21 protein-coding genes and 1 tRNA gene are annotated in these 24538 nt (G+C 58.2%); 16 read left to right on the plus strand and 6 right to left on the minus strand.

The window, feature by feature from the left end; genetic code table 11:
- Positions 1 to 63 precede the first annotated feature (63 nt).
- From cysS to ACN0SW_RS11195, 3 genes are all read left to right on the plus strand, one after another.
- Complete coding sequence (gene cysS, locus ACN0SW_RS11185; protein ID WP_417728009.1) at positions 64 to 1539, plus strand: cysteine--tRNA ligase; 1476 nt, start codon at positions 64 to 66, stop codon at positions 1537 to 1539.
- Positions 1540 to 1741: 202 nt separating this feature from the next.
- Complete coding sequence (gene cimA, locus ACN0SW_RS11190) at positions 1742 to 3358, plus strand: citramalate synthase (RefSeq protein WP_417728010.1); 1617 nt, start codon at positions 1742 to 1744, stop codon at positions 3356 to 3358.
- A complete protein-coding gene (locus tag ACN0SW_RS11195) occupies positions 3355 to 4137 on the plus strand; it encodes a squalene/phytoene synthase family protein (protein ID WP_417728011.1) in 783 nt (260 codons plus the stop codon). The genes cimA and ACN0SW_RS11195 overlap by 4 nt, the downstream gene beginning before the upstream one ends.
- Before the next feature lie 5 nt (positions 4138 to 4142).
- Here the strand turns inward: ACN0SW_RS11195 and ACN0SW_RS11200 are convergent, their stop codons facing one another.
- The 3 genes from ACN0SW_RS11200 to ACN0SW_RS11210 form a co-directional block, all read right to left on the minus strand.
- Positions 4143 to 4712, minus strand: a complete 570-nt coding sequence (locus ACN0SW_RS11200; RefSeq protein WP_417728012.1) for a TetR/AcrR family transcriptional regulator — start codon at positions 4710 to 4712, stop codon at positions 4143 to 4145.
- Positions 4713 to 4966: 254 nt separating this feature from the next.
- Positions 4967 to 5917, minus strand: coding sequence for a sterol desaturase family protein (locus tag ACN0SW_RS11205; protein ID WP_417728013.1), 951 nt, complete (start codon positions 5915 to 5917; stop codon positions 4967 to 4969).
- On the minus strand, positions 5914 to 6306 hold the full coding sequence (locus tag ACN0SW_RS11210) for a hypothetical protein (protein ID WP_417728014.1): 393 nt from the start codon (positions 6304 to 6306) through the stop codon (positions 5914 to 5916). Before ACN0SW_RS11210 ends, ACN0SW_RS11205 begins: the two co-directional genes overlap by 4 nt.
- A gap of 298 nt (positions 6307 to 6604) precedes the next feature.
- Here ACN0SW_RS11210 and ACN0SW_RS11215 point away from each other — a divergent pair, with 298 nt between their 5' ends.
- The 12 genes from ACN0SW_RS11215 to hflX all read left to right on the plus strand — a co-directional run bounded on the left by ACN0SW_RS11215 (position 6605) and on the right by hflX (position 20135).
- Positions 6605 to 7864: an MFS transporter gene (locus ACN0SW_RS11215; RefSeq protein WP_417728040.1), complete on the plus strand. Its 1260-nt coding sequence runs from the start codon at positions 6605 to 6607 to the stop codon at positions 7862 to 7864.
- 185 nt (positions 7865 to 8049) lie between these two features.
- Complete coding sequence (locus ACN0SW_RS11220; protein WP_417728015.1) at positions 8050 to 9225, plus strand: aspartate aminotransferase family protein; 1176 nt, start codon at positions 8050 to 8052, stop codon at positions 9223 to 9225.
- 82 nt (positions 9226 to 9307) lie between these two features.
- Positions 9308 to 10234, plus strand: a complete 927-nt coding sequence (gene argF / locus ACN0SW_RS11225) for an ornithine carbamoyltransferase (RefSeq protein WP_417728016.1) — start codon at positions 9308 to 9310, stop codon at positions 10232 to 10234.
- A 75-nt stretch (positions 10235 to 10309) separates the two neighbouring features.
- Positions 10310 to 11704, plus strand: a complete 1395-nt coding sequence (gene gndA, locus ACN0SW_RS11230) for an NADP-dependent phosphogluconate dehydrogenase (RefSeq protein WP_417728017.1) — start codon at positions 10310 to 10312, stop codon at positions 11702 to 11704.
- A gap of 39 nt (positions 11705 to 11743) precedes the next feature.
- Positions 11744 to 12502 carry a biotin--[acetyl-CoA-carboxylase] ligase gene (locus ACN0SW_RS11235; protein ID WP_417728018.1) on the plus strand — a complete coding sequence of 253 codons (759 nt, stop codon included), beginning with the start codon at positions 11744 to 11746 and terminating at the stop codon, positions 12500 to 12502.
- 18 nt (positions 12503 to 12520) lie between these two features.
- A complete protein-coding gene (locus ACN0SW_RS11240) occupies positions 12521 to 13291 on the plus strand; it encodes a type III pantothenate kinase (RefSeq protein ID WP_417728019.1) in 771 nt (256 codons plus the stop codon).
- 6 nt (positions 13292 to 13297) lie between these two features.
- Complete coding sequence (locus tag ACN0SW_RS11245; protein ID WP_417728020.1) at positions 13298 to 14965, plus strand: ribonuclease J; 1668 nt, start codon at positions 13298 to 13300, stop codon at positions 14963 to 14965.
- A 19-nt stretch (positions 14966 to 14984) separates the two neighbouring features.
- Entirely contained in the window at positions 14985 to 15500 is a 516-nt protein-coding gene (locus tag ACN0SW_RS11250; protein WP_417728021.1) for a DUF2478 domain-containing protein, read from the plus strand.
- A gap of 70 nt (positions 15501 to 15570) precedes the next feature.
- Positions 15571 to 16950 carry a Trk system potassium transporter TrkA gene (gene trkA / locus ACN0SW_RS11255; protein WP_417728022.1) on the plus strand — a complete coding sequence of 460 codons (1380 nt, stop codon included), beginning with the start codon at positions 15571 to 15573 and terminating at the stop codon, positions 16948 to 16950.
- A 3-nt stretch (positions 16951 to 16953) separates the two neighbouring features.
- Positions 16954 to 18474, plus strand: coding sequence for a TrkH family potassium uptake protein (locus tag ACN0SW_RS11260; RefSeq protein ID WP_417728023.1), 1521 nt, complete (start codon positions 16954 to 16956; stop codon positions 18472 to 18474).
- A gap of 147 nt (positions 18475 to 18621) precedes the next feature.
- Positions 18622 to 18861 (plus strand): RNA chaperone Hfq, encoded by a 240-nt coding sequence (hfq, locus tag ACN0SW_RS11265; RefSeq protein WP_008283145.1) that lies wholly within the window; start codon positions 18622 to 18624, stop codon positions 18859 to 18861.
- Positions 18861 to 20135: a GTPase HflX gene (gene hflX / locus ACN0SW_RS11270; protein WP_417728024.1), complete on the plus strand. Its 1275-nt coding sequence runs from the start codon at positions 18861 to 18863 to the stop codon at positions 20133 to 20135. The genes hfq and hflX overlap by 1 nt, the downstream gene beginning before the upstream one ends.
- Positions 20136 to 20512: 377 nt before the next feature.
- On the opposite strand, the gene ACN0SW_RS11275 is transcribed toward hflX, so the two are convergent.
- The 3 genes from ACN0SW_RS11275 to ACN0SW_RS11285 form a co-directional block, all read right to left on the minus strand.
- Entirely contained in the window at positions 20513 to 21544 is a 1032-nt protein-coding gene (locus ACN0SW_RS11275) for a fatty acid desaturase (protein WP_417728025.1), read from the minus strand.
- A gap of 538 nt (positions 21545 to 22082) precedes the next feature.
- A tRNA-Asn gene (locus ACN0SW_RS11280) sits at positions 22083 to 22157 on the minus strand.
- A gap of 57 nt (positions 22158 to 22214) precedes the next feature.
- The gene (locus ACN0SW_RS11285; protein WP_417728026.1) at positions 22215 to 23147 is read right to left on the minus strand and encodes an MBL fold metallo-hydrolase; all 933 of its coding nucleotides are present in this window, start codon (positions 23145 to 23147) and stop codon (positions 22215 to 22217) included.
- A 39-nt stretch (positions 23148 to 23186) separates the two neighbouring features.
- On the opposite strand from ACN0SW_RS11285, the gene ACN0SW_RS11290 reads away from it, so the two are divergent.
- On the plus strand, positions 23187 to 24473 hold the full coding sequence (locus tag ACN0SW_RS11290; protein ID WP_417728027.1) for an ATP-binding protein: 1287 nt from the start codon (positions 23187 to 23189) through the stop codon (positions 24471 to 24473).
- Positions 24474 to 24538 lie beyond the last annotated feature (65 nt).

Consider the following 24538-nt stretch of genomic DNA (forward strand, 5'->3'; position numbering starts at 1 on the left):
TCTTGTGTTTCCAAGTGATCACGAAGTTGCTAAGCCCGCCGCGGGACCGCGCGCGAGGACAAGATGACGACGATCAAGCTGCACAATACCCGAAGCCGAAAGAAGGAGGATTTCAAGCCTCTCGATCCGACGAACGTGCGCATGTATGTCTGTGGGCCGACGGTCTATGACCGCGCCCATCTGGGCAATGCACGGCCTGTGGTGGTTTTTGACGTGCTCTACCGGCTGTTGCGTCATGTCTATGGTGCCGAGCATGTGACCTATGTGCGCAATTTCACGGATGTAGACGACAAGATCAACGCACGCGCGTCGGAAAGCGGGCGGTCGATTGGCGAGATCACAGCTGAGACCACGCAGTGGTTTCTCGACGATATGGCGGCCTTGGGCGCGCTGGAGCCCGACCACATGCCGCGCGCCACGCAATATATCCCGCAGATGGTGGCGATGATCGAAGGGTTGATTGCCAAGGGTCACGCCTATGAGGCCGAAGGTCATGTGCTCTTTGCCGTCGATAGCTGGCGCGAGGGGTATGGCAAGCTGTCGGGGCGGTCGGTCGATGACATGATCGCGGGCGCGCGGGTCGAGGTGGCGCCCTATAAGCGCAACCCGATGGATTTCGTTTTGTGGAAACCGTCGAGTGAGGATCTGCCAGGGTGGAATAGCCCCTGGGGGCGCGGGCGGCCCGGCTGGCATATCGAATGCTCGGCCATGGCGCATGAACTCTTGGGGGAGAGTTTCGATATCCATGGCGGCGGGAACGACCTGATGTTCCCGCACCACGAGAACGAGATCGCGCAAAGCTGCTGCGCGCATCCCGAAGGGCAATTCGCGCGCTACTGGCTGCACAACGAGATGCTGCAGGTTGAGGGCAAGAAGATGTCCAAGAGCTTGGGCAATTTCTTCACCGTGCGGGATTTGCTGGATCAGGGAATACCGGGCGAGGTGATCCGCATGTCATTTTTATTGTCCCACTACCGAGATCCGATGGATTTCGGGGTGAAACGTCGCTACGAGGCGCGCAATTTTGTGACAGATTTTGCTAAAGGTTTAGCTCAAGGTGGAACTGAGGTGTTGCAGGACCTTTCGTGTGCTGCGCCCTTCGAAGAAGTTGTGGCTGCGCTTGCCGATGATCTGGATACCTATTCGGCTATAGAATCGATCCGCAAACGTTTGAAACAGATGCCGAAAGCGCCCGAAGAGCTTGCCTGTTTCTTGTCTCAGCTCTATTCAAGTCAGAAACTGCTGGGCTTCGACCTGAAAGACTCCAAGACGGCTATTGATTGGGCCCGGTACAAGGATCAGTTCACGAACGTCGTTTTTAAGGCTCTGCTCGATCAGCAAGAGAGTATGATCAGGGAGAATCTGTCCGAGCTTGCTAGGCGCATTGATCGTGCGCGGGAAGAAAAGGACTATGATACTGCTGACCAGCTGAAGGCAGCAATCTCGGCGGCAGGTGCCGAAGTCAATAACTCTCCAACTGGAACGAGAATTATTCGTCTGCCAGATTTCGACCCATCGAAGCTGGAGGCGTTGAAGTGACGCGCCTCGCAGAACACCGCTTGCAGGCCGCGCAGGGCATGACCGCCGGGGGGACGCTGCAACGGGTGTTTGGTGCAGTTTATGGCGGCCAAATGCATCGAACGATGGCGCGGGACTGCGACCTTGCAAAAGCGCCCGCCCGAGGGGGCGGTCGGGCGCCGCGCGGCGGTGCTACGCACCTTGATTCCGCGCGGGGTGCGGCATGACCTGCGATCGCCTCTATCTCTACGACACCACCCTGCGTGACGGGCAACAGACCCAAGGGGTCAGTTTCTCGACGCCCGAGAAAATCCAGATCGCCCATGCGCTTGACCGGCTGGGCGTCGATTACATCGAGGGCGGCTGGCCGGGGGCAAACCCCACCGACAGCGCCTTTTTCGACGCCGCCCTGCAAACCCGCGCCACGATGACCGCCTTTGGCATGACCAAACGATCTGGCCGTTCTGCCGAGAATGATGAGGTTTTGGCCGCCGTGCTCAATGCCGGGACCAAGGCCGTATGCCTTGTCGGCAAGACCCATGATTTCCACGTCACTGCCGCCCTCGGGATCAGCCTTGACGAGAACATCGACAATATCGCCCGCTCCGTCGCCCATCTGGTCGCCGGAGGCCGTGAGGCGCTGTTTGATGCCGAGCATTTCTTTGACGGCTATACCGCCAACCCGACCTATGCGCTCGATTGTCTGCGCGCTGCGATGGCGGCGGGCGCACGGTGGATCGTGCTCTGCGATACCAATGGCGGCACGTTGCCGCCTGAAATTGGGCGCATCGTCGCTGAGGTGATCGCGGCGGGTATTCCCGGTGAGCGCCTCGGCATTCACACCCATGACGACACCGGCAATGCCGTGGCAGGCAGCCTCGCGGCGGTGGATGCGGGCGTGCGCCAGATTCAGGGCACGCTCAACGGGTTGGGCGAGCGCTGTGGCAATGCCAATCTGACCACGCTCATTCCGACGCTTCTGCTTAAAGAACCCTATGCCAGCCGCTATGAAACCGGTGTGACGCTGGACGGATTGCAGAGCGTCACTGCGGTCAGCCGGCAGCTTGACGAAATCCTCAACCGCGTGCCGCTGCGTCAGGCGGCTTATGTTGGTGCCTCGGCTTTTGCCCACAAGGCGGGATTGCATGCCAGTGCGATCCTCAAGGACCCCAGCACCTATGAACACGTCGATCCCGCTGCCGTCGGCAATGCGCGGATCATCCCGATGTCCAATCAGGCAGGGCAATCGAACCTGCGTCGCCGACTGGAAGAGGCTGGTATCGTGGTGGAGCCAAGTGATCCGGCGCTGGCGCGGCTCTTGGAGACGATCAAAACCCGCGAAGAGCAGGGCTATACCTATGACAGCGCGCAGGCGAGTTTCGAGATCCTCGCGCGCAAGGAACTGGGACAGATGCCCGTCTTCTTTGAAGTCAAGCGTTACAAGGTGACGGTTGAACGGCGCAAAAACAAATACGACCGCATGGTGAGCCTGTCCGAGGCGGTGGTCGTGGTCAAGGTGGATGGCGAAAAGAAGCTGTCAGTGTCCGAATCCATGGATGATCAGGGTTGTGACCGGGGACCCGTCAATGCGCTGGCCAAGGCGTTGGCCAAGGATCTGGGCCGTTATCAGGGCCAGATTGAGGATATGCGGCTGGTGGATTTCAAGGTGCGGATCACCCAAGGCGGCACAGAGGCCGCGACCCGGGTCATTATTGACAGTCAGGACAGCACCGGGCGGCGCTGGTCCACGGTAGGCGTTAGCCCCAACATAGTCGATGCCTCGTTTGAGGCGCTGCTCGATGCGATCAACTGGAAGCTCCTGCATGAGGGGTCGGCGTGAGCGCGACGTTCGATACGGATCTGATTGCATGCGGTGATATCGTACGCCGCGCTGATCCCGACAGGTTTCAGGCGGCCATGGCCGCGCCGGTCGCGGCCCGCGCGGTGCTGTTTCCGATGTACGCCTTTAATGTCGAGGTGGCGCGCGCGCCATGGCTGACGGCAGAGCCGATGATTGCCGAGATGCGCCTGCAATGGTGGCGCGACGCTCTGGACGAAATTGCAGCGGGTGGTTTGGTGCGTCGACATGAGGTGGTCACACCCTTGGCGCATGTGCTGGATGCGGCAGGGGCAGCGCTGCTGGCAGAACTGATCGAAGCCCGGCGGTGGGACATCAACCGTGATCCGTTCGAGGATGAGTCGGATTTTGTCGGCTATATCGAGGCCACGTCTGGAAATCTCATGCAGGCTGCGGCGCGTGCATTGGGCAATGCAGAACCGCAGGTCATTCAGGATGCAGGCTTTGCGCTCGGCCTTGCCAATTGGTTGCGCGCCATTCCGGCCCTAGAGGCCGCAGGTCGCAAACCTTTGGTGGATGGTCGCCCAGAGGCGGTTAGGGCGTTGGCCTCTGAGGGCTTAAAACGGCTCAGACGGGCGCGGGCCCGGCGAGCGGAAGTCTCGCGCAAGGCTGGGGCCGCGCTCTTGCCGCTCTGGCTGGCCGGACCGGTGCTGCGCCGTGTTGCGCGAGATCCGCGGGCGGTCGCTGAGGGGCGTCTTGGGCTGGCACCCGCGCGTGGCCGCCTCACCTTGCTTGCGTCCTCTATCACGGGCCGTTGGTAGGCGGTTTATGCCAAGAGGTTATGCACCTGCGCCAATATCGCCGCGATGGATGGGCTGTTTCGATTGGCGCGGGTCATGACCAGAAGGCCAACCATCAGCCCTTGCAACACCTTGGCGGTCTCTCGGATTTGTGCCTCGGTGCGATGCTCTTCAGTAGATTGCGCGAGACACTCGACAAAAAAGGCTTCAACCTGCGCCAAACTGTCTTCGATGATGAGGGCGATTTCGTCATCGTGTGGCGCAAGTTCCATCGCGGAATTGATCATCAAGCACCCCCCTGGCATCGTATCATTGCCTTGGGCGATAGCTTCGAATGTGGCTAGGATTGCATCATGCGGCGTGCGGTTCTGTCGCAAAAGCGCGAGAAAACCGACGCGATAGCTTTGATCATAATGCTTCAACGCACTTAAAAAAAGGTCGCGCTTATTGCCAAAACCGGCGTATAGGCTGCCACGGTTGAGGCCGGTGACTGATACCAAATCCGCCATCGAGGTCCCTTGATAACCATGCTCCCAAAAGGCAAGCATCGCGGCCTCGAGAACTTCGGTTTCATTATAGGATTTTTCCCAAGGCATGGCAGGTCTGTCCAACTCTGCAGAATTCAAGGATTATGCCGACCAGTCACTGCCTTTACTCTAAAACTTCCCCGACACCTTGCACAAGGGTGAGTAATGGGCCCTTGCCCAAGATGCCGGGTGCTCGTGAGGCGTCCCGTTACAGGAAACGGGGCGGCACATTCTTCTGAGTGATGGCGCAAAATGCCTGATGTAACATGAGCTTGTTTTGAATGATCGGTCAAATGATATTTTTGTGCGCAGCATGTGACCTTCTATGGGTTTTGATCCGGCAAGGGCGGCAACCCCGGCGTGGCAGCCGCCTCGGGATGCTCGGCTACATAACGTGCCTTGATCATCTCTGATGTGCTGCGGCTGTCATCATGGCTCCAACCTGGGGGAAAGAGACAGTATTTGATCCGCTCACGCCATGTCAGGTCCGGTTGCATCACGTCATTGAATATCCCTACCCATTCATGAAACGCGACGCGGAGCGGATTGAACGTGCCAAGGTTGTGCACGAGACCGTAGTCGACTTTTTCTTCGTCCATCTCGGGCACGAAAGTGCCAAACATCTTGTCCCAGATGATGAAAACGCCGGCATAGTTGCAGTCCAGATAGCGCGGGTTTCGTCCGTGATGCACCCGGTGATGCGAAGGTGTGTTCATCACCGCCTCGAACCACTTGGGCATGCGACCGATCGCTTCTGTATGAATCCAGAATTGATAGATGAGGTTCAGCCCACCGACAAAGAGCACCATTGCCGGATGAAACCCCATGAGGAGCAGCGGTGCACGGACAATCATCATGAAGGTAAACGTTCCGGTCCATGTTTGTCGGAGCGCGGTCGTCAAGTTGTAATGCTGCGACGAGTGATGGTTGACGTGGCTCGCCCAAACCCACCGAATGCGATGGCCAAATCGGTGGACCCAGTAATACCGCAGATCGTCCAGCACAAAACAGATCGCAATGACCCACCAGGATGTTCCCAGATCAAGCGGGGTGAGCCGCCAGAGCACCATGAAAAACCCATAGGCAACAAAGCCCAAGAGGATGCCAGAGGCCACATTTCCGGCCCCCATCAAGAGCGAAGTCAACGCGTCGCGTGTCTCATATCTCCCGCCACGGCCGTTGAGCACGATCCACAGAAGTTCAGCAAGGATTGCTGCGATAAAGAATGGCACCGCCCAGTTTACCACATCGGGAAACCTGATCATGTCGGTCATGCGAAGTCCTTGAGCTTGTCACGCCAGAGCGCCATTTCTTCAGGGGCAAGTGCCAGATGGATGTGGGGGGCCGTGTAATCAGGCAGGTCTATACGCAGGCCGGTCGTGCTATGTGCAACCTGTGCGTTTGTCAGATACCGCGCGGTGGTGTCCGCCCCCATTGGCCAGACGATGCCATGTCCATGGGCTGTTTCAATCAGTGCGGCCGAATGATTTTTGCACAGCGTTACGCGGGTGGGGGTATGGTCCGGAAATTCGCGCAACCAGGCTGCGCGAGCAGTTTTGCTGTCGGATATGGTCGCGGGGCGGGACAGACCAAGGAGGTGCAAGAGCATCGCAATCATTGCAATGCCAATCACGACCATCGGCAACAGGATGCTCAACGGCATGGTGTCCTCCCTCGTTCTCGATCTAGCCGGATGGCCGGGGGGGTTGTCAAAGGTGGCGTAACGTCATTCGCATAGAAAGCAGATTGCTGAAACGCGACGCATCGCTCAGGCCTTCCGGACGTTGTCTCAGCAAAAACTCCGGATGTGACCGCACAGTCAGAAACCCGGCAGAGGCAGACGCACCTTGTGCGAACTTTTAAAATTTCACGATGATCACTCCAAAAACGACAGGATGTCGTCGTTTGCCAATCACGCATGCTTCATCCGTGATCTGCATGACGAAAAATGGACCGACATCATGCATCAGCGCCGCATTCCCGAATGGCTCCGTCATGCTCCTGCCCCGTCTGTACGCGGCTTTGCCATGCTCGCAGGCACCGAGGCCATGGCGCGTGGTATCCTTATTTCGGTGATGCCGCTTGAAATGTATCGCGCGCTGCGGGATGCGGCGCTGGTCTCTGAAGTCTATTTTATGGTGGGTCTCCTGTCACTTATCACTGGCTTGATGGTGCCGTTTGTGTCTCGCTTCATGCCGCGCCGCTGGATCTATGTCAGCGGTTGCGCGATGTTCGCTGGCGGTGCCACCTTGGGGGCACAGGGCGGCGCACTGGGCATGATCGGCGCATTGGCTCTGATCACGGCGGCGACAGTGACGATCTTTGTCTGTTTCAACACCTATGTGCTCGATTACATCGCCAAGACCGAGCTCGGCCGTTGCGAGACATCTCGGATGTTCTACAGCGCGCTTGGTTGGACAATGGGGCCTTGGTTGGGTGTGACCCTACTGGGGATTTGGCGACCCCTGCCGTTCATTATGGCGGCTGCGGCAGCGCTGACCATGATGGGGCTTTTCCTCTATATGCGGCTTGGCAATGGGCGGCTGATTACCCGTGCGCGCCGTCCAGCGCCCAATCCCTTGGCTTGGCTGCCCCGCTTCTTTGCTCAGCCGCGGCTGGTGGCTGGATGGGTTTTCGCGGTGATACGGTCCTGCGGCTGGTGGGCTTATGTGGTGTATCTGCCAATCTTTGCCGTCGAGCAGGGGCTGGGGGAAGATTTGGGGGGGATGCTGCTGTCTGTCTCAAACGGCATGCTGTTTCTGACACCGCTCATGCTGCGGTGGATGCAGCGTCATTCGATCCGCCACGCTGTGAGGGCGGGTTTTCTGATGTCAGGGCTGCTCTTTGTTTTTGGCGCTGTGCTCAGCGGTCTGCCTTGGCTGACTATCGCCAGCCTCGGCTGCGCGTCGGTTTTTTTGGTTTTACTGGATGTATCGGCGGGGTTGCCGTTTCTGATGGCTGTCAAGCCCTCAGAGCGCACCGAGATGTCCGCAATCTATGCAAGCTTCCGCGATGTGTCCGGCATTCTCACGCCAGGGGCGGCTTGGCTGGTCTTGCTGGTTGCGCCGTTAGCGGGTGTTTTTGCAGTATCCGGGATTGGTCTCGTGGGGTGTTGGCATCTCGCGCGCCGCTTGCATCCTCGGCTTGGAGCTGTGCGTGTTCCAATGGAAGCCAAGGCGGCACTCAATATTTCTCTTCCCCTGACACGCAAAACTGGTTAAATCCACGGCCATGATCACCTGTGAGACATATGTAACGACCCGACGCCGACGCGCCTGCGTCTGACGTCCGCTGCTCTCGTGATCCGTGCGTACCTGCGCGCCAATTTCCTCAAACGCCCTCCGGAATGATTGACTTGGCCCCGCCATTACGGCACTCAAAGGGCCTATTTGACAAGGAAACAGCCATGATCTCTTCGATCCTGCCAACCTACAATCGCGCACCTCTCTCCTTCGTCAAGGGGGAGGGTGCCTGGCTGATCGAGGCGGACGGGCGACGCGTTCTGGATCTGGGTGCCGGTATTGCTGTTAATGTTTTGGGGCATGCGCATCCCGCGTTGGTGGCCGCATTGACCGAACAGGCCGGCGCGCTGTGGCACACGTCGAACCTCTATCAGATCCCCAAGCAACAGGAATTGGCAGATAGGCTGGTCGCCGCCACCTTCGCGGATACGGTGTTTTTCACCAATTCCGGAACAGAGTCCTGCGAGTTGGCGGTCAAGATGGTGCGCAAGCATTTTTATGACGCAGGTCAGCCGGAGCGCACTGACATCATCGCCTTTGAGGGGTCTTTTCACGGGCGGTCTTCTGCTGGGATTGCGGCGGCAGGCTCGGAAAAAATGACCAAGGGCTTTGGCCCGCTGCTGCCTGGTTTCAAACATGTGCCTTGGGGCGATCACGACGCGCTTTATGCCGCGATTGACGACAATACCGCCGCCATTTTGATCGAACCGGTGCAGGGCGAGGGTGGTATACGTCCGCTGCCCGATCAATGCCTCAAAGGATTGCGCGCGCTCTGTGATGAGCGTGGGATTTTGCTTGTTTTGGACGAGGTGCAATGCGGCATGGGGCGCACGGGACGGCTCTTTGCCCATGAATGGGCAGGTGTGACGCCAGACGTCATGATGGTTGCCAAGGGCATTGGTGGCGGCTTTCCGCTTGGGGCTGTGCTGGCCACGGAATTTGCGGCTTCTGGTATGACGGCGGGTACTCATGGATCGACCTATGGCGGCAATCCCTTGGGCTGCGCCGTGGGCTGCGCCGTCATGGAGCAGGTCGCCACCTCCGAATTTTTATCCGAGGTCAATCGCAAGGCAGGTCTCCTGCGGCAGAAGCTCGAGGGGCTGATCGCCGCCCATCCCACCATATTCGAGGCCGTTCGCGGCTTGGGATTGATGGTAGGTCTCAAGTGTCGCGTACCTAACACAGATGTTGTAAGTGCCGGGTACGCAGCACTCGTTGCGACGGTACCTGCGGCCGATAATGTGCTGCGAATTCTACCTCCGCTCAACATCACCGATGACGAAATCGCCGAGGCCGTGGCCCGTCTTGACGCTGCAGCAACCGCGCTTGAAACCGCATGATTTCATCGTTCTCAGAATACTCCGCGGGGGCGGGGGCGGGGGATGGTCCCCGCATGACATTCCAGCAAGAAGCGATCCGACCATGACCCATTTCCTCGACATCCATAAAACCTCTGACACCGATCTGCGGATGATGATTGATCAGGCGCGCAGCATGAAAGAGGCGCGTGCGGGCCGTCCGCGCGGCACGCCCGATGATGAACAGCCGCTCGCCGGGCGCATGGTGGCGCTCATTTTTGAAAAACCCTCGACCCGGACCCGGGTATCCTTTGATGTGGGGGTGCGTCAGATGGGCGGGCAGACTCTGGTGCTTTCTGGGGCTGATATGCAACTGGGCCACGGCGAAACCATTGCCGATACAGCCCGAGTGATGAGCCGCTATGTCGATCTGATCATGATCCGCACATTTGATGAATCCGTCCTTTTGGAAATGGCCGAACACGCCGATGTGCCTGTCATCAACGGTCTCACTGACCGCACCCACCCATGCCAGATCATGGCCGATATTCTTACTTATGAAGAGCATCGTGGGCCGATCAAGGGCAAGAAAGTGGTCTGGTCCGGCGACGGCAACAATGTCTGTGCTTCTTTCCTGCATGCGGCGGGGCAATTCGGATTTGATCTGACCTTTACGGGGCCAATGCAGCTTGATCCCGAGTCCGAATTTATTGGTCTTGCGCGCAAGGCTGGAAGCACGATTACGATCGAACGTGATCCGTTCAAGGCGGTTGAGGGGGCCGATTTGGTGGTCGCGGATACATGGGTCAGCATGCACGATAGCCAATCCACCAAGGAACGCCGTCACAACATGCTGCGTGCCTATCAGGTCAATGACAAGCTGATGGCGGCCGCCAAGCCGGACGCGCTTTTCATGCATTGCCTGCCCGCGCATCGTGGGGAAGAGGTGACGTCAGAGGTGATGGACGGCCCGGCTTCGGTGATTTTTGACGAAGCCGAAAATAGACTGCATGCGCAAAAGGCCATCATGCGGTGGTGTCTCGGAGTCTGATAGCGCGGACGCTTGCAATTCTGTCGCCAAAGCGCTTAGCCTGAATTTGAGCTGTTAGCGATATCAGGGGGGGGCATGGCGCAGATCGGTATCTACGGGCTGGGCACCATGGGCAGTGCCTTGGCGTTGAATATGGCGGAGCATGGCTTTGACGTCGCGGTAACAAACCGCGAATCCGATTGGATCGCCCCCTTTATCTCCGAGGCTGGGGATTTGGCAGCGCGGTTGCATCCTTATACGACGCTGGCAGAGTTCATAGCGGCCCTGACGCCGCCGCGTGTTATTCTCTTCATGATCCCCTCCGGTGCCCCGATGGATGCGATGATTGATGAGATTACCCCGTTGCTCGCTCCGGGGGACACTGTCATCGATGGTGGAAATGCCGATTTTCATGACACCCGCCGCCGCACTGCGCAACTGGCCGAACGCGATCTGCATTTTGTTGGTATGGGGGTGTCCGGCGGCGAGTCTGGCGCGCGCCATGGCCCATCTATGATGTTGGGCGGCAGCGCTCATAGTTGGCAACAACTGAAGCCGGTATTGACCGCTATTGCAGCCCGCTATGAGGGGGCACCGTGCGTGGCGCATCTCGGACCGGACGGGGCGGGGCATTTCGTCAAGACCGTTCACAATGGCATCGAATATGTCGACATGCAGGTCATCGCTGAAATCTACAGCCTCTTGCGCAATGGGGCCGCCTTGGCCCCCACCGAGATTGGAGCACTTTTTGCCGACTGGGATCGTGGCCCGCTCAAGTCTTATCTGGTCGAGATTACAGCGCGGCTCTTGAGCTATACCGACCCTGAAACAGGCCATCCAATGGTCGATGTCATCAAGGACGCTGCGGGGCAAAAGGGTACTGGACGCTGGACCGTGATTGAGGCGCTGCGAATGGGACAGTCGGCCAGCATGATCGAGGCTGCGGTTGGCGCGCGTGGCTGGTCTTCTGAAAAGGCAACGAGGCAGCGGGCCGAGACCATCCTCGGAGGCGCAGTGGGTGCGTTCGACGGCACGCCAGAGGTTCTGGCAGAGGCCTTTCTCGCCGCGCGCATCCTGGCCTATGCCCAAGGGTTTCGAATTCTGGCGTCAGCATCCGAAGAGTACGAATGGTCCCTTGATCCCGCAACCATTGCTCGCATCTGGCGGGCGGGTTGCATCATCCGTTCTGCTCTGCTCGATGACATCGCCGCAGCGTTCGATCAGCATCTGCCGCAGGGTCAGTTGATCCTTGCACCTCAGATTGCGCAAACGTTGGCGCGCTGCATTCCATCGCTGCGGCAGGTGGTTTGCAGCGCAATGCATGGTGGCCATCCGGTGCCAGCACTCTCTGCGGGCCTGTCATGGTATGACAGCATGCGGTTGGGTCATGGCAGTGCCAATATCATTCAGGCGCAACGTGATATGTTTGGTCATCACGGGTTTGAACGGCTGGGTCGGAGCGGACGGCATCACGGTCCATGGTGGGATTGAGACCGAGCAGCGATCTTGACGAGTTGGAGCAAAGTGAACATGGATCATAAATCAGACTGGCCCGATGGTTATGGGCGGCGGATCTTGACCTCGGTGGACAGCACCAACGCAGAGGCCGCGCGCATCGCGCCTTTTCTGACTGGACCAGAGTGGATTCTTGCGCATCAGCAGACGGCCGCCCGCGGGCGGCGGGGGCGGGCCTGGGTCAACCCCGCCGGCAATCTTGCTGCGACGTTGGTCATGCGCCCGACCGAGCGCCCGGACCGCGTGGCGCTGCGATCTTTCGTGGCGTCGCTGGCGCTCTTCGAGGCGTTTGTCGCTGCGACCGGGCGGGCCGAGGTCTTTGCCCTCAAATGGCCCAATGACGTGTTGCTGAACGGCGGCAAGTTGGCTGGGATCTTGCTGGAGAGTGCCGGGGCAGGGGGGAGCCTCAGCCATTTCGCCATCGGCATCGGTGTCAACTTGCGTAACGCGCCGGAGATGTCCGAGGTCGAGGCGGGCGGGCTGCGCCCTGTGTCGCTCTTGTCCGAGACCGGAATTGACGTTGATCCCGAAGATTTTCTGGACCTGCTCGCCTCTGCCTATGCGCGGGCGGAGGCGCAGTTCATAACTTATGGCTTTGCCCCTATACGCACTGCTTGGTTGGCGCGGGCCGCAAGGCTGGGTCAGGTGATTACTGCCCGCACAACGCGTGAGGTATATGAGGGCACGTTTGAGACGGTGGACGAGGCCGGCAATCTTGTTCTATTGACCGCAGGGGGGCGACAGACGATTGCCGCCGCCGAGGTGTTCTTCTGACGAAAAGGGGCCGGACGCATGCTCTTGGCAATTGATTGCGGTAATACCAATACGGTGTTTTCAATCTGGGATGGGCAAGAGTTCCTTTGCACCCTGCGGACGGCCACGGATCATCAGCGCACTGCCGATCAGTATTTCGTTTGGTTCAAGACCTTGCTGCACCATTATGGTATCAAGGCCGAGATCACCGGGGTCATCATATCTTCGACTGTTCCGCGTGTGGTGTTTAATCTACGGGTCTTTTCTGATCGTTATTTCAATTGCCGACCCTTGGTGGTGGGCAAGCCCGAGTGCCGCCTTCCGGTTGATGTGCGGGTGGATACGGGCACACAAGTGGGCCCGGATCGGCTTGTCAATACAGTGGCGGGGTTTGATCTCCATGGTGGTGACCTTATCGTGGTTGATTTCGGCACGGCCACCACCTTTGACGTGGTCGACAGCGATGGTGCCTACATCGGCGGTGTCATCGCACCGGGGGTGAACTTGTCGCTCCAAGCTCTACATGAAGCAGCCGCAGCGCTGCCACATATTGACGTAACCAAGCCTGAACGTGTGATCGGAACGAATACCGTTGATTGCATGCAGTCGGGAGTATTCTGGGGTTATGTCGGGCTGATCAATGGTCTATGTGAACGCATAAAGGCCGAACGCGGCCGCGCCATGACGGTGATAGCAACGGGTGGGCTGGCACCTCTCTTCCAGCAGGGAACGGACATATTTGACATGTTCGAGGACAATCTGACGATGCACGGCCTGACCGTCATCCATGCGTATAACAAGGAGGGCTGACGCCCCATGAGCAGTGAACGACTTATCTACCTGCCCCTCGGCGGGGCGGGTGAAATTGGTATGAACGCCTATGTCTATGGCTATGGTAAACCCGGCAAGGAACGGCTGATCCTCGTCGATTTGGGGGTGACCTTTCCGGACATGGACGGGACACCCGGTGTCGATCTGATCCTGCCTGACATTTCGTGGCTTGAGGCGCACAAGGGGCAGTTGGAAGCGATCTTTGTAACCCACGCACATGAGGATCACGTCGGTGCTGTGGCGCATTACTACGAACAGCTTGGCGCGCCGGTCTACGCCCGTGCGTTTACCGCCAATATCGCGCGGCGCAAGATGGAGGAGTATGGCCACTCCGATAAGGCGGTCAAGACCGTCTCGCCGTGGCCCGAGACGGTGAAGGCTGGACCTTTTTCCGTGGGCTTTGTGCCGACGTCACATTCCATTCCCGAAAGCTCTGGTCTGGTGATCGATAGTGCTGGTGGACGGATCGTACATACGGGCGATTTCAAGATCGACCTTGATCCCGTGGTCGGAGAGCCGTTTGATCGCGATCTCTGGGCCAGCCTCTCAGAGCCGGGCGTCAAGGCGCTGGTCTGCGACTCCACCAATGTTTTCAGTCATCACGAGGGCCGCTCCGAAAGCACCGTGGGTGCCCCGATCACTGAGTTGGTGGCGGCGTCCAAAGGTATGTTTGTCTGCACCACTTTTGCCAGCAACATCGCGCGCATCAAATCGCTGGCCGAAGCCGGCGAGCGGGCGGGCCGTTCGATCTGCCTTATGGGGCGTGCGATGCAGCGGATGATTGAGGCGGGGCAGGCCACAGGCGTGCTAAAAGGCTTTCCCAAGACCATCAGTCCGGAAGAGGCGGGCTCGGTGCCGCGCGAGAACTTGATGCTGATCGTTACGGGCAGCCAAGGTGAGCGGCGCGCGGCGAGTGCACAACTGGCGAACGGCAAATACAACGGCATCACCCTCAAGAATGGCGACACCTTCCTGTTTTCCTCCAAGACCATTCCCGGCAACGAGCGCGGCGTCATTCGCATCATCAACCAGTTCTCTGAAATGGGCGTCGATGTGGTCGAGGGCGATGAGCGCTATCATGTCTCGGGCCATGCCAACCGGCCTGATCTGAATGAGATGCACAAATTGATCAAGCCGCAGATGGTCATTCCCATGCACGGCGAGCATCGGCATCTGCGTGAGCATGTGAAACTGGCCAAGACCAACGGGCTTAAAGGTGTTTTGGCCGTGAATGGCATGATGATAGACCTGAGCGGCAATGCGCCCAAGGTTGCCGAATATATCGAGACGGGCCGCACCTATCTGGACGGGTCGGTAAAAGTGGGCGCGCTGGACGGTGTTGTGCGCGACCGCATTCGCATGGCGTTGAATGGCCATGTCATGATCAATGTCATCCTTGATGAAGAAGACGAACCATTGGGCGAACCTTGGGTCGAGGTAATGGGCCTATCCGAAACGGGTCGCTCACGCGCACCGCTTGTGGATGTGCTTGAGGAAGATCTGGCGCAGTTTATGGGCCGCGCAGGGGCCAAAACTCTGACCGACGACGACAAACTGGAAGAGGGGTTGCGCCGCGTTGCACGTCAGAGTGCGCAGACCGAAATCGGCAAGCGGCCTGAAGTGACGGTGATCATCAGCCGCCTGACGGTCTGAACAAGAAAGAGCAGGGCCTATGCGGATCGCCTATGTCATGGCCGAGGGGCGGGGAGAGACAGATCTATTGCTGCTTGATGTCGCGCGTGCGGCTCAGGCGCGGGGCTTGCGTCTGTGCGGCACGGTTCAGGTCAATACCAACTGTGGCGATGATAGGCCCTGCGATATGGATGTCAAAATTCTGCCCGACGGGCCGGTGATCCGCATATCTCAGAGCCTTGGGCCGGGTGCGCGCGGCTGTCGGCTCGATCCATCGGCATTGGAGTTGGCGGTGGCCGCCGCCGAAGCGCAGCTTAGCGAGGGCTGTGATCTGGTGATCGTCAATAAATTTGGCAAGCACGAGGCCGAGGGCCGGGGATTTCGAAATTTCATCGCCGAGGCGTTGGCGCGTGATGTCCCGGTGCTGGTTGGCGTCAACGCTCTCAATGCGCCGCGCTTTGCAGAGTTCTCAGGTGGTGTCGCCATAGCTCTTACCCCCGAGCTTGCGGACATTGAAGGCTGGTTGGACGGATCATTCCGCGCACCCGGCCCTTGATGGAGAAGGCAATTGACCGAACCGGGACCATCTGTCATGCAGCAGGTTCAGTCAAGGTGAGGCAAAGACGATGAAGGTCATCATCTGCGGGGCCGGTCAGGTGGGCTGGCAGATAGCACGGCATCTTTCGGGCGAGCGTAACGATGTTACGGTCGTAGACAACAATCCCGATCTGGTGCGCCGTGCCACTGAAACACTCGATGTTCAGGGTATCACCGGCTTTGCGTCTTATCCCGATGTGCTGGACCGTGCGGGTGCGCGCGATGCTGACATGATCATTGCGGCCACCTATTCCGATGAGGTCAACATGGTCACCTGTCAGGTGGCGCATTCGGTTTTTGGTATCAGTCGCAAGATCGCTCGGCTACGCAGCCAGTCTTATCTTGATGCGATTTACTCTGATCTCTATCGGCGCGATCATATGCCAATCGACGTGGTTATCAGCCCCGAGCGCGAGGTTGCGCAGGCCGCCTTGCAACGGCTGGCGGCGCCTGCTGCGTTTGATACCGAAATTTTCATGGGCGGTCAGGCACAGCTCATGGGGATCAGGCTCGAAGAGGATTGCCCGGTGCTTAATACGCCGCTGCGGCAATTGAGTGATCTCTTTTCGACGCTGCGGGTGGTGGTTCTTGCGGTTCGCCGTGAGGGTAGGCTTTTTGCGCCTGAGGCCGGGGATCAGTTGTTTGAGGGCGACGAATGCTACCTCTTCGCGCCGATTGAGGACGTGCCGCGTACACTCGAAGTATTCGGAAAATCGCAAAAGAAACAAGAGCGCGTGGTCATCATTGGGGGCGGCAATATTGGTCTGGCGGTGGCGCAGTCGCTGGAGAAACGGCCGGGCGGCCGTATTCGTACCAAAGTGATCGAGAAAAACCGCCAACACGCCGAGCGTGCGGCGGATGCACTGGAACGGACCATCGTTCTGAATGGTGATGGCCTTAACGCGGCCTTATTGGCGGAGGCGGGAATTTCGCGGGCCGATGCAGTTCTGGTCGTGACCGATGATGACAAGACCAACATGCTCGCGGCCGTGCGCGCCAAATCCGAAGGGTGCCCCTTTGCTGTGGCATTGATCAACGACCCGACCATGGTGCCATTGCTAGAGCCTTTGGGTATTGATGCCTATATCAACCCGCGCGCGACGACCGTCAGTTCAATCTTGCGCCATATCCGTCACGGTAAGGTGCGTGGTGTCTATTCCATAGGCGACGCTGAAGGCGAGGTGATCGAGGCCGAGGTAATGTCGACCTCTTCCATCGCGGGGGCGGCGATCCGCGATATTGATTTCCCCGAGGGCGTTCTGGTCGGGGCGGTTCGCAAGGGTAACAAGATACACAAGCCTGCGGGTGGCCTGCGTGTCGAGGCGGGCGATGTAATCGTTATCTTTGCAATGGCGGCGGATGTGGCGGCGGTCGAACAGCTGTTGCAGGTCTCGATAGACTTTTTCTGAACGATGATCGCGCGGCTTCTGACATTCCCTCTGATCCTGATCCTCGCCGGGGTCGCCGCGTTGATGATGCTCCTTCCAGCGATTGACGCGGGCATGCGCGGCTACAGCGGCGTGGCGCGTGCCTTTGGTTTTTCCGGCATTATCGGTTTGGCGCTTGTGATCATCATTGGCCTTGCGCTGTCGGGGCGGTCGGATCAGCGGATGAGCGACACGCAAAATCTGATGTCGCTCTTGCTGGCCTATGTGCTCTTGCCGCTCTTTCTTGCTGTGCCGTTTTACGGGGGCGTGCGTAATACCACTTTTCTCAATGCCTATTTCGAAATGGTGTCCGGCTTTACGACCACCGGCGCCACGCTTTTTGACGCCCAAGGCCGTCTGGTGGACAGCCTGCATCTGTGGCGTGCACTGGTTGGCTGGGGCGGAGGGCTTCTGATCTGGATTTCAGCTTCTGCGGTACTTGCGCCGCTCAGCCTTGGTGGCTTTGAGGTGACTGCCCGTGCCGAGCCGGGGCAAGACGCGACGGTTTTGGGCCGGTTCGAGCGGGCAACCCCAGCCAAGCGTTTGGCGCAATCCACGGCAGTTCTGGCTCCGGTCTATATCGGGCTGACGGCGGCGCTGTGGATAATCCTCATGATAGGTGGCGAACGTACCTTTGTGGCAGCAGTACATGCCATGTCGACGATGGCCACCAGCGGGATTTCCTCAATCGGCGGGTTGCAGAATGGTGCATCGGGCTTTGCCGGTGAGTTCGCGATTTTCCTTTTTCTCTTTTTCGCCCTTTCGCGGCTCACCTTCTCGTCAGATACGATCACGTCTGCGCGCCCGGGCGTGGCCAACGACCCGGAATTCCGGCTCGGGCTCATTTTGCTGATCGGCGTGCCGCTGATGCTGTTTTTACGCCACTGGATCGCCGTCTTGGGGATCGAGGAGACCTCTGACTGGCGTCTTGCGCTTCGGGCGCTGTGGGGGGCGGTGTTTACCGTGCTGTCGTTCCTGTCAACCACCGGGTTCGAGAGCGCGGATTGGCATGAGGCGCGTGCTTGGTCCGGTTTGGGTACACCGGGCCTAGTTCTGCTGGGGCTGTCTCTGATCGGTGGCGGGGTGGCGACCACGGCGGGGGGGGTCAAGCTGCTCCGGGTTTATGCGCTCTATTTGCATGCGCGACGTGAAACCGAACGTCTGGTGCACCCGTCGTCGGTTGGGCGCGCAGCGGGGCTTGGGCGCCGTATTCGGCGGCAAGGGGCCTATATCGCATGGATTTTCTTCATGTTGTTCGCCATGTCCCTGACCTTTGTCACAGCGCTTTTGACACTCACTGGCCAGGGTTTGGAATCTGCTCTGATTCTCGCGATATCGGGTCTGTCGACGACTGGGCCGCTGATACTGACCGCGAGCGATGCGCCGATCCGCTTGCTGGAACTCAGCGCAGGGGCAAAAATGGTCTATGCCATGGCGATGGTACTGGGGCGACTGGAAACATTGGCCCTTATTGCTTTGCTCAATCCGTCGATTTGGCGCGACTAGGGGACCATTGCCGTTGCGAGCCGCGGATTGGAATGATTTTACTTTTTGGGCTGGAAACTCCTGCACGGGCAAGACATACTCTTTTGTGTATGAAAGACCCCTCGCGCCGGTTCGCGGTGCGCGCAATAAAAAAAGGCAGGAAGACGCATGGCTTCTGATCGACAAAATTTGCAGGACGCATTTCTCAATCAGGTTCGCAAGACCAAGATTCCTGTGACAGTTTTTCTAATCAACGGGGTCAAGTTGCAGGGTGTGATCACTTGGTTTGACAATTTCTGCATTCTGCTGCGCCGGGACGGTCAGTCGCAACTTGTTTATAAGCATGCGGTGTCAACCATCATGCCGTCGCAGCCTGTCAATCTCTATGATGGTGACGACGCCAATTGATGGACCATGCGCGCCCGATCACACGGGCTTGGGTAATCCACCCCGAGATTGCAGGTACCAGCCGCCCCCGTGATCCTGCGCTTGCTCTCGAAGAAGCCGTGGCCTTGGCTCAGGCGCTGCCCGATATTGACGTGGTGGGGGCCGATGTGGTGCGCCTGCGAAAACCCGATGCGGGTCGGCTATTTGGCAAGGGCAAGCTTGAGGAACTGAAGCAGGCTATGCAGGCTGAAGAGGTTGAGCTTGTGCTGATCGACGGCCCTGTGACGCCCGTTCAACAGCGCAATCTCGAAAAAGCTTGGGATGTGAAACTCCTTGATCGCACCGGGCTCATTCTTGAGATATTCAGCGATCGCGCCGCCACCCGCGAAGGTGTTTTACAGGTTGAAATGGCGGCACTCAGCTATCAGCGCACGCGCCTCGTGCGGGCTTGGACGCACCTCGAACGACAGCGCGGTGGGCTTGGTTTTGTGGGTGGTCCTGGCGAGACCCAAATCGAGGCGGACCGTCGCGCGATTGATGATCAACTTGTGCGTCTGCGTCGCCAATTGGAAAAGGTTGCTAAAACCCGGACCCTGCACCGCGCCGCCCGTGCCAAGGTGCCGTTTCCGATTGTGGCGCTTGTCGGCTACACCAACGCAGGCAAATCCACCCTCTTCAATTGTCTGACCGGGGCGGATGTGATGGCTAAGGATATGCTGTTTGCAACGCTTGACCCGACCATGCGTCGTGTGTCGTTACCCGAAGGCGGACCGGAAGTCATCCTGTCTGATACTGTGGGCTTTATCAGTAACCTACCCACCGAACTGGTTGCGGCGTTTCGAGCCACGTTGGAAGAGGTGCTGTCGGCAGATTTGATTTGCCATGTCCGCGATATCTCGCACCCTGAAACAGTCTCGCAGGCGAGGGATGTAGCAAGTATTCTTGAGAGCCTCGGGGTGAGCGATAAGACACCGCAGATCGAGGTCTGGAACAAGATTGACCGATTGCCAGAAGACGCGCGCCATGCGGCGGTGACTCAGGCCGCACGGCAAGAGGATGTGTTTGCAATTTCTGCGATCACGGGGCAGGGCATCAACGATCTGGTTGCCGCAATCGGTGCAAAACTCATGGATGTGACCCATGAGACGGCGCTGCACCTTCGCTTTGCTGATGGCCGCAAACGTGCATGGCTGTTTGAGAAAGAATTGGTCGAGACAGAGAAACAGACAGACGATGGCTTTGATCTGACGGTCCGCTGGACAGCCCGTCAAGAGGCACAGTTTCGCGATCTCTGACAGGAAAATGCCTGAGCCGACTTTGGCGCGTGGACTGATTTTGATACGACTCACCTAGATGTGGCTGGTGTTGAGTGTTTTTAAACAGTCCGGCCTTCCGCTTACATTGCCGGAGACCGATTGCATCCTCATTGGCGGGCGGCGTGCAATGCGCTTTAATTTGCCACCACATCGTGAAAATGATCTGATTCAAAAGCCGATGAACCGCCCGCTTGGCGTCGAGTGGCCTTATTGGTGGCTCACCGTTGTGAATGCAGGCTGCCGCAGCTACGGGGCTTACGCCTTGCGGGCGATTTGGGTCGGGCATGTTCAAGATAGAAGCACGCCTTCATCGCACATGCGGGATCTAGGTCCCCTTTAACCGGGCTCTCTGAGTATCAGGGAATTGCTGGCAGGTTCGAGAACGAAATCAGCCGTTTGCTACGCTCGTCCCAGAGATGCAGCCGTGCGGTGGCAAAGCTCTGGCGGATCGTGAGACGATGCAAATCGGCGAGGGCCGCATGGTCTCGCAACACCTCGGGCAGCCGGTAAAACGGAACGCGGCTATAGAGGTGATGCACATGGTGAATGCCGATATTCGCGCTCAGCCACTGCAGAACGGCAGGCAGAACATAATGCGAGCTGCCATGCAGGGCGGCGTCGTGCAAATCCCACTCGGCATCGTTTTCCCAATGAGTGTCCTCGAATTGGTGCTGCACGTAGAAAAGCCAGACACCGGCAGTTGCTGCCAAAAGCGTCGTTGGCACGAAGATCAGCAGGATCGGCATCAGTCCGCCGAAATAGAGGATTAGCCCAAGAGCAGCCAAAATCGCCGCATTGGTGGCCATGGCGCTGATCCAATAGCGGGATTGCGCCATCAGCCCCATAGGCAGGCGATTTTGCAGGAAAAAGAGATACCCCGGCCCCAAGCCAAACATCACGATAGGATGGCGGTAAAGGCGGTACATAAAGCGTCTGAGTGGTGAAAGCGCGCGATATTCGGTGACAGTCAAGGTGGTGATGTCGCCAATGCCCCGTCTTCCGAGATTGCCCGCCGAACTGTGGTGGATCGAATGGGCGCGCCGCCACACATCATATGGGGTCAGGGTCAGCACACCAATCACGCGGCCTAGCCAATCACTTAGGTTGCGGCTTTTGTAAAATGCCCCGTGGCCACAATCGTGCTGGATGGCAAAGAGGCGCAACAGGAACGCCGCATTGACGAATGAGAGCGCGAGTGTCAGCCAAAGGCTGATCGACAAGGACCACCACGCCGCCGCCCAAAGCAGGAGGAAAGGACCAAGTGTCACGCAAAGCTCGAATGTACTACGAGTCGGACTAGGGTCGCGGTAGGTCGATAAAATGCGTACCCAGTCCCGTGCGTCTTTGACATTCGGGGTGTGCGGTACGGTCGAGGTATCTTTTGGCATGCCTATTGTTCTCATTCTTGCGCGCGTTCTTGATAAACGAAAGCACGGGACGGGCAAGGATTAAGGCACATTCAACTGATATACGGTCGACCATGCCGCAGGTTTCTTGTTTTGGGCATAAAGGTATGGAAGTCCAAATATGTGCCGGAACTGATGTCAAAGTCAGACAGGCATGGATTACTCAGCCGTTAAGAGAGTTTTTTAGAGTAATCGAGGTGGTGGATCAGTTGTTCGCCCGATCTCAACGGAAATATTCACCTCAAGGCTGGATGATTCTGCTGAGAGGTAAAAAATTGGCGGGCTGCCACCCCGCCTGCGCTTTGCGCTCGTCGGGACAGTTTGATATCCGAAAAGAAATCCAGTGCCGTAGCGCCGCCTGACAGGTTAACCAGATCGCCAAAGGCCAAGCGAGCTTCGTAAGTCTCGTTAATCATTTCATTCGCGTCAAAACTGTCATGTCGAATGTCGCGCGAATGCCAAAACCCCTCAAGCCCGCGTAGAGCGGTTTAAGCTAATTTATTGCTTCACCTGAGATTTTTGGCTCCGGCGGTAGGGATCGAACCTACGACCAATTGATTAACAGTCAACTGCTCTACCGCTGAGCTACGCCGGAACACGTGCGCCGTATAGCAATGGGACTCGGAGAGGTCCAGAGGCTTTATGACAAAAATTAATTCGATTTTAGAACAGGCTGAACAAGTTCGAATATTGCGTCTGCGTGCAGGTGATCTACTGCGCGCGCCCGTGATTTCTGAGTAAGATCAATAAGGTGCGCGAGGACATTGCGGCCTGCGGCGGGAAGGAGGTTGAGGGGAGTGTCCGCGTAGACATCGGATGCAATTTGAGTGGCTGTCTTTGGAGCGTTGCGCAGGGCGTCGAGAATCGCAATCTCGCGCGCTTGGCGGTGGGATATCAACCATTCAACTCGCGCGGCCGGAGACTCAATCGGTGCGCCGTGTCCGGGGAGGAAACGTGTCGCGTTGAGCGTTCTCACTTTCGCGCAGGATGCCATGAACTGGGTCAAATCCCCATCCGGGGGGGACACCAGCGAACTGGCCCAACCCATAACGAGATCACCGGTCATCACTATGTCCCCAACGGCGAAGCACAGATGATTGCCAAAATGACCCGGCGTCCAATGTGCGGTGAGCTGCCAGCCGTCGCCCGTTACGGTTTCACCATCACAGAGCAGCAGATCCGGGGAAAAGCCTGCGTCTACACCTTCCCCGCCTCCGATCATGCCAGTTTCAGCGAGGCGTTGCATCACTGGGCTTCGGCCCGCGTTGGCATCGCCATAGGCGAACACTGGCGCACCTGTTTCAGCGGAGAGGCGTGCCGCGAGGGGCGCGTGGTCGAGATGCGCATGTGTCACGAATATATGGCTGATGCTCTGGCCGGGGCCGAGCGCGCCCAATATGGCCATCAGGTGCGATGTATCATCCGGGCCGGGATCAATCACTGCCAGCTGTCGCGTACCCAGTAGATAGGTATTTGTCCCCCAGAACGTCATTGCGGATGGGTTGGGAGCCAAAATACGACGGATGTCGCGCCCCAGGTCCTGTGCCAGCCCCACGGGTGGCCTTTTTCCTTGATCCGCTTGCATGGCTCTTCCTTCTGGCAACGCACGCGGCTAGGTTTAACCATGTCGGTTCGATGGCTCAAACCCTATATGCCCCGAAGCCTGTATGGGCGTGCGGTTCTTATTCTATTGTTGCCAGTGATCACGTTGCTTTTAGTGGTGTCGGTGGTGTTTATCCAACGACTGTTCGATGATGTCACCCAACAGATGGTAAAGACCGTGGCAAGAGAGATTCGGTTGGTGTTGGCTGAGACTGAGGGCCGCACGATTGCCGATATGCTCGAAATCGAAAGGCGGCGCGTTCCCGTCTCAGAGGTTCCAAAGGCCGATGATCAGGACTGGTTTGACCTGTCAGGGAGCGTGGTCATTCGTGAATTGCGAGAATATTTCACCGATTTGGAGCGGGTCTCGCTGGCGGACAGCAGATATGTCGTTTTGTATTTTCAACAAGATGATGCGGTAACGCAACTTGTGTTTGACCGCCGCAGAGTGTCCGCACGCCGACCCTATCAAGTGCTGGTAAACTTGGCATTTTACGGAATTCTGATGACGGTGGTGTCATATGTTTACATGCGCAAGCAGCTCCGGCCCATCACGCGCTTGGCTGAGGCCGCTGAGGCGTTTGGACGTGGTCGGCATGTGCCCTATCGTCCGGCAGGGGCCATAGAGGTGCGTTCTGCAGGCAATGCGTTTCTCGACATGCGGGCGCGGCTAGAGCGACAAATCGAGCAGCGAACCTTGATGTTGTCGGGGGTCAGCCATGATCTGCGAACGCCTCTGACGCGGCTTCGATTGAGCCTTGCGATGTTGGACGACGAAGAGGCCGCGCCAATGCTCCGGGATGTGGTTGATATGGAAAAGTTGCTGGATGGGTTTTTGGCATTTGCGCGCGGCGCACATGAAGGCGAGGCGACTCCGGTTGATCCGCTTGCCCTCGTTCGCCAGATTGTAAAGGATGCGCAACGCGCGCAGGTGCCTGTGGATCTGGGGGAGTTGCGCGGAGAAGGTGAAATTCTCCTGCGGGCCGATAACATCAGGCGAGCGGTTGAAAATCTGATAAACAATGCTGTGCGCTACGGGTCGCGGGCGGAAGTCTCGGTCGTCATGACGGATAAGTCGTTGCGGATCAGGGTCGAAGACGATGGGCCAGGGATTCCGCCTGACAGCCGAGGTGACGCGATCAAGCCATTTACCCGGCTTGAGCCCGCGCGCAATCAGAACCGTGGTATGGGGGTGGGTTTGGGCCTGTCAATCGTGTTGGATGTGGCGCGGGCGCATGGCGGCACTCTGCGTTTGGGCGAAAGCGCGCGCATGGGTGGATTGAGTGCGGATATCGTGATCGCGCGCTAGAGCGCGTTCAAAGCAATGGCTGATTGTCCTCTTCCTTGGATCGGATCGGACGCTACACGCAATAA

This window comes from Roseovarius sp., from assembly GCF_048262375.1.
In the GTDB taxonomy this organism is placed as follows: domain Bacteria; phylum Pseudomonadota; class Alphaproteobacteria; order Rhodobacterales; family Rhodobacteraceae; genus Roseovarius.

What these genes read in the sequence shown, in the direction of transcription:
- ACN0SW_RS11235 (WP_417728018.1), top strand. Translation starts at nt 11,744, where the DNA reads ATGGATCATAAATCAGACTGGCCCGATGGTTATGGGCGGCGGATCTTG.
- ACN0SW_RS11240 (WP_417728019.1), top strand. Translation starts at nt 12,521, where the DNA reads ATGCTCTTGGCAATTGATTGCGGTAATACCAATACGGTGTTTTCAATC.
- ACN0SW_RS11260 (WP_417728023.1), top strand. Translation starts at nt 16,954, where the DNA reads ATGATCGCGCGGCTTCTGACATTCCCTCTGATCCTGATCCTCGCCGGG.
- hfq (WP_008283145.1), top strand. Translation starts at nt 18,622, where the DNA reads ATGGCTTCTGATCGACAAAATTTGCAGGACGCATTTCTCAATCAGGTT.
- argF (WP_417728016.1), top strand. Translation starts at nt 9,308, where the DNA reads ATGACCCATTTCCTCGACATCCATAAAACCTCTGACACCGATCTGCGG.
- ACN0SW_RS11285 (WP_417728026.1), bottom strand. Translation starts at nt 23,147, where the DNA reads ATGCAAGCGGATCAAGGAAAAAGGCCACCCGTGGGGCTGGCACAGGAC.
- ACN0SW_RS11220 (WP_417728015.1), top strand. Translation starts at nt 8,050, where the DNA reads ATGATCTCTTCGATCCTGCCAACCTACAATCGCGCACCTCTCTCCTTC.
- ACN0SW_RS11275 (WP_417728025.1), bottom strand. Translation starts at nt 21,544, where the DNA reads ATGCCAAAAGATACCTCGACCGTACCGCACACCCCGAATGTCAAAGAC.
- ACN0SW_RS11250 (WP_417728021.1), top strand. Translation starts at nt 14,985, where the DNA reads ATGCGGATCGCCTATGTCATGGCCGAGGGGCGGGGAGAGACAGATCTA.
- ACN0SW_RS11245 (WP_417728020.1), top strand. Translation starts at nt 13,298, where the DNA reads ATGAGCAGTGAACGACTTATCTACCTGCCCCTCGGCGGGGCGGGTGAA.
- cimA (WP_417728010.1), top strand. Translation starts at nt 1,742, where the DNA reads ATGACCTGCGATCGCCTCTATCTCTACGACACCACCCTGCGTGACGGG.
- gndA (WP_417728017.1), top strand. Translation starts at nt 10,310, where the DNA reads ATGGCGCAGATCGGTATCTACGGGCTGGGCACCATGGGCAGTGCCTTG.
- ACN0SW_RS11210 (WP_417728014.1), bottom strand. Translation starts at nt 6,306, where the DNA reads ATGCCGTTGAGCATCCTGTTGCCGATGGTCGTGATTGGCATTGCAATG.
- hflX (WP_417728024.1), top strand. Translation starts at nt 18,861, where the DNA reads ATGGACCATGCGCGCCCGATCACACGGGCTTGGGTAATCCACCCCGAG.
- ACN0SW_RS11200 (WP_417728012.1), bottom strand. Translation starts at nt 4,712, where the DNA reads ATGCCTTGGGAAAAATCCTATAATGAAACCGAAGTTCTCGAGGCCGCG.
- ACN0SW_RS11205 (WP_417728013.1), bottom strand. Translation starts at nt 5,917, where the DNA reads ATGACCGACATGATCAGGTTTCCCGATGTGGTAAACTGGGCGGTGCCA.
- ACN0SW_RS11215 (WP_417728040.1), top strand. Translation starts at nt 6,605, where the DNA reads ATGCATCAGCGCCGCATTCCCGAATGGCTCCGTCATGCTCCTGCCCCG.
- trkA (WP_417728022.1), top strand. Translation starts at nt 15,571, where the DNA reads ATGAAGGTCATCATCTGCGGGGCCGGTCAGGTGGGCTGGCAGATAGCA.
- ACN0SW_RS11290 (WP_417728027.1), top strand. Translation starts at nt 23,187, where the DNA reads ATGTCGGTTCGATGGCTCAAACCCTATATGCCCCGAAGCCTGTATGGG.
- cysS (WP_417728009.1), top strand. Translation starts at nt 64, where the DNA reads ATGACGACGATCAAGCTGCACAATACCCGAAGCCGAAAGAAGGAGGAT.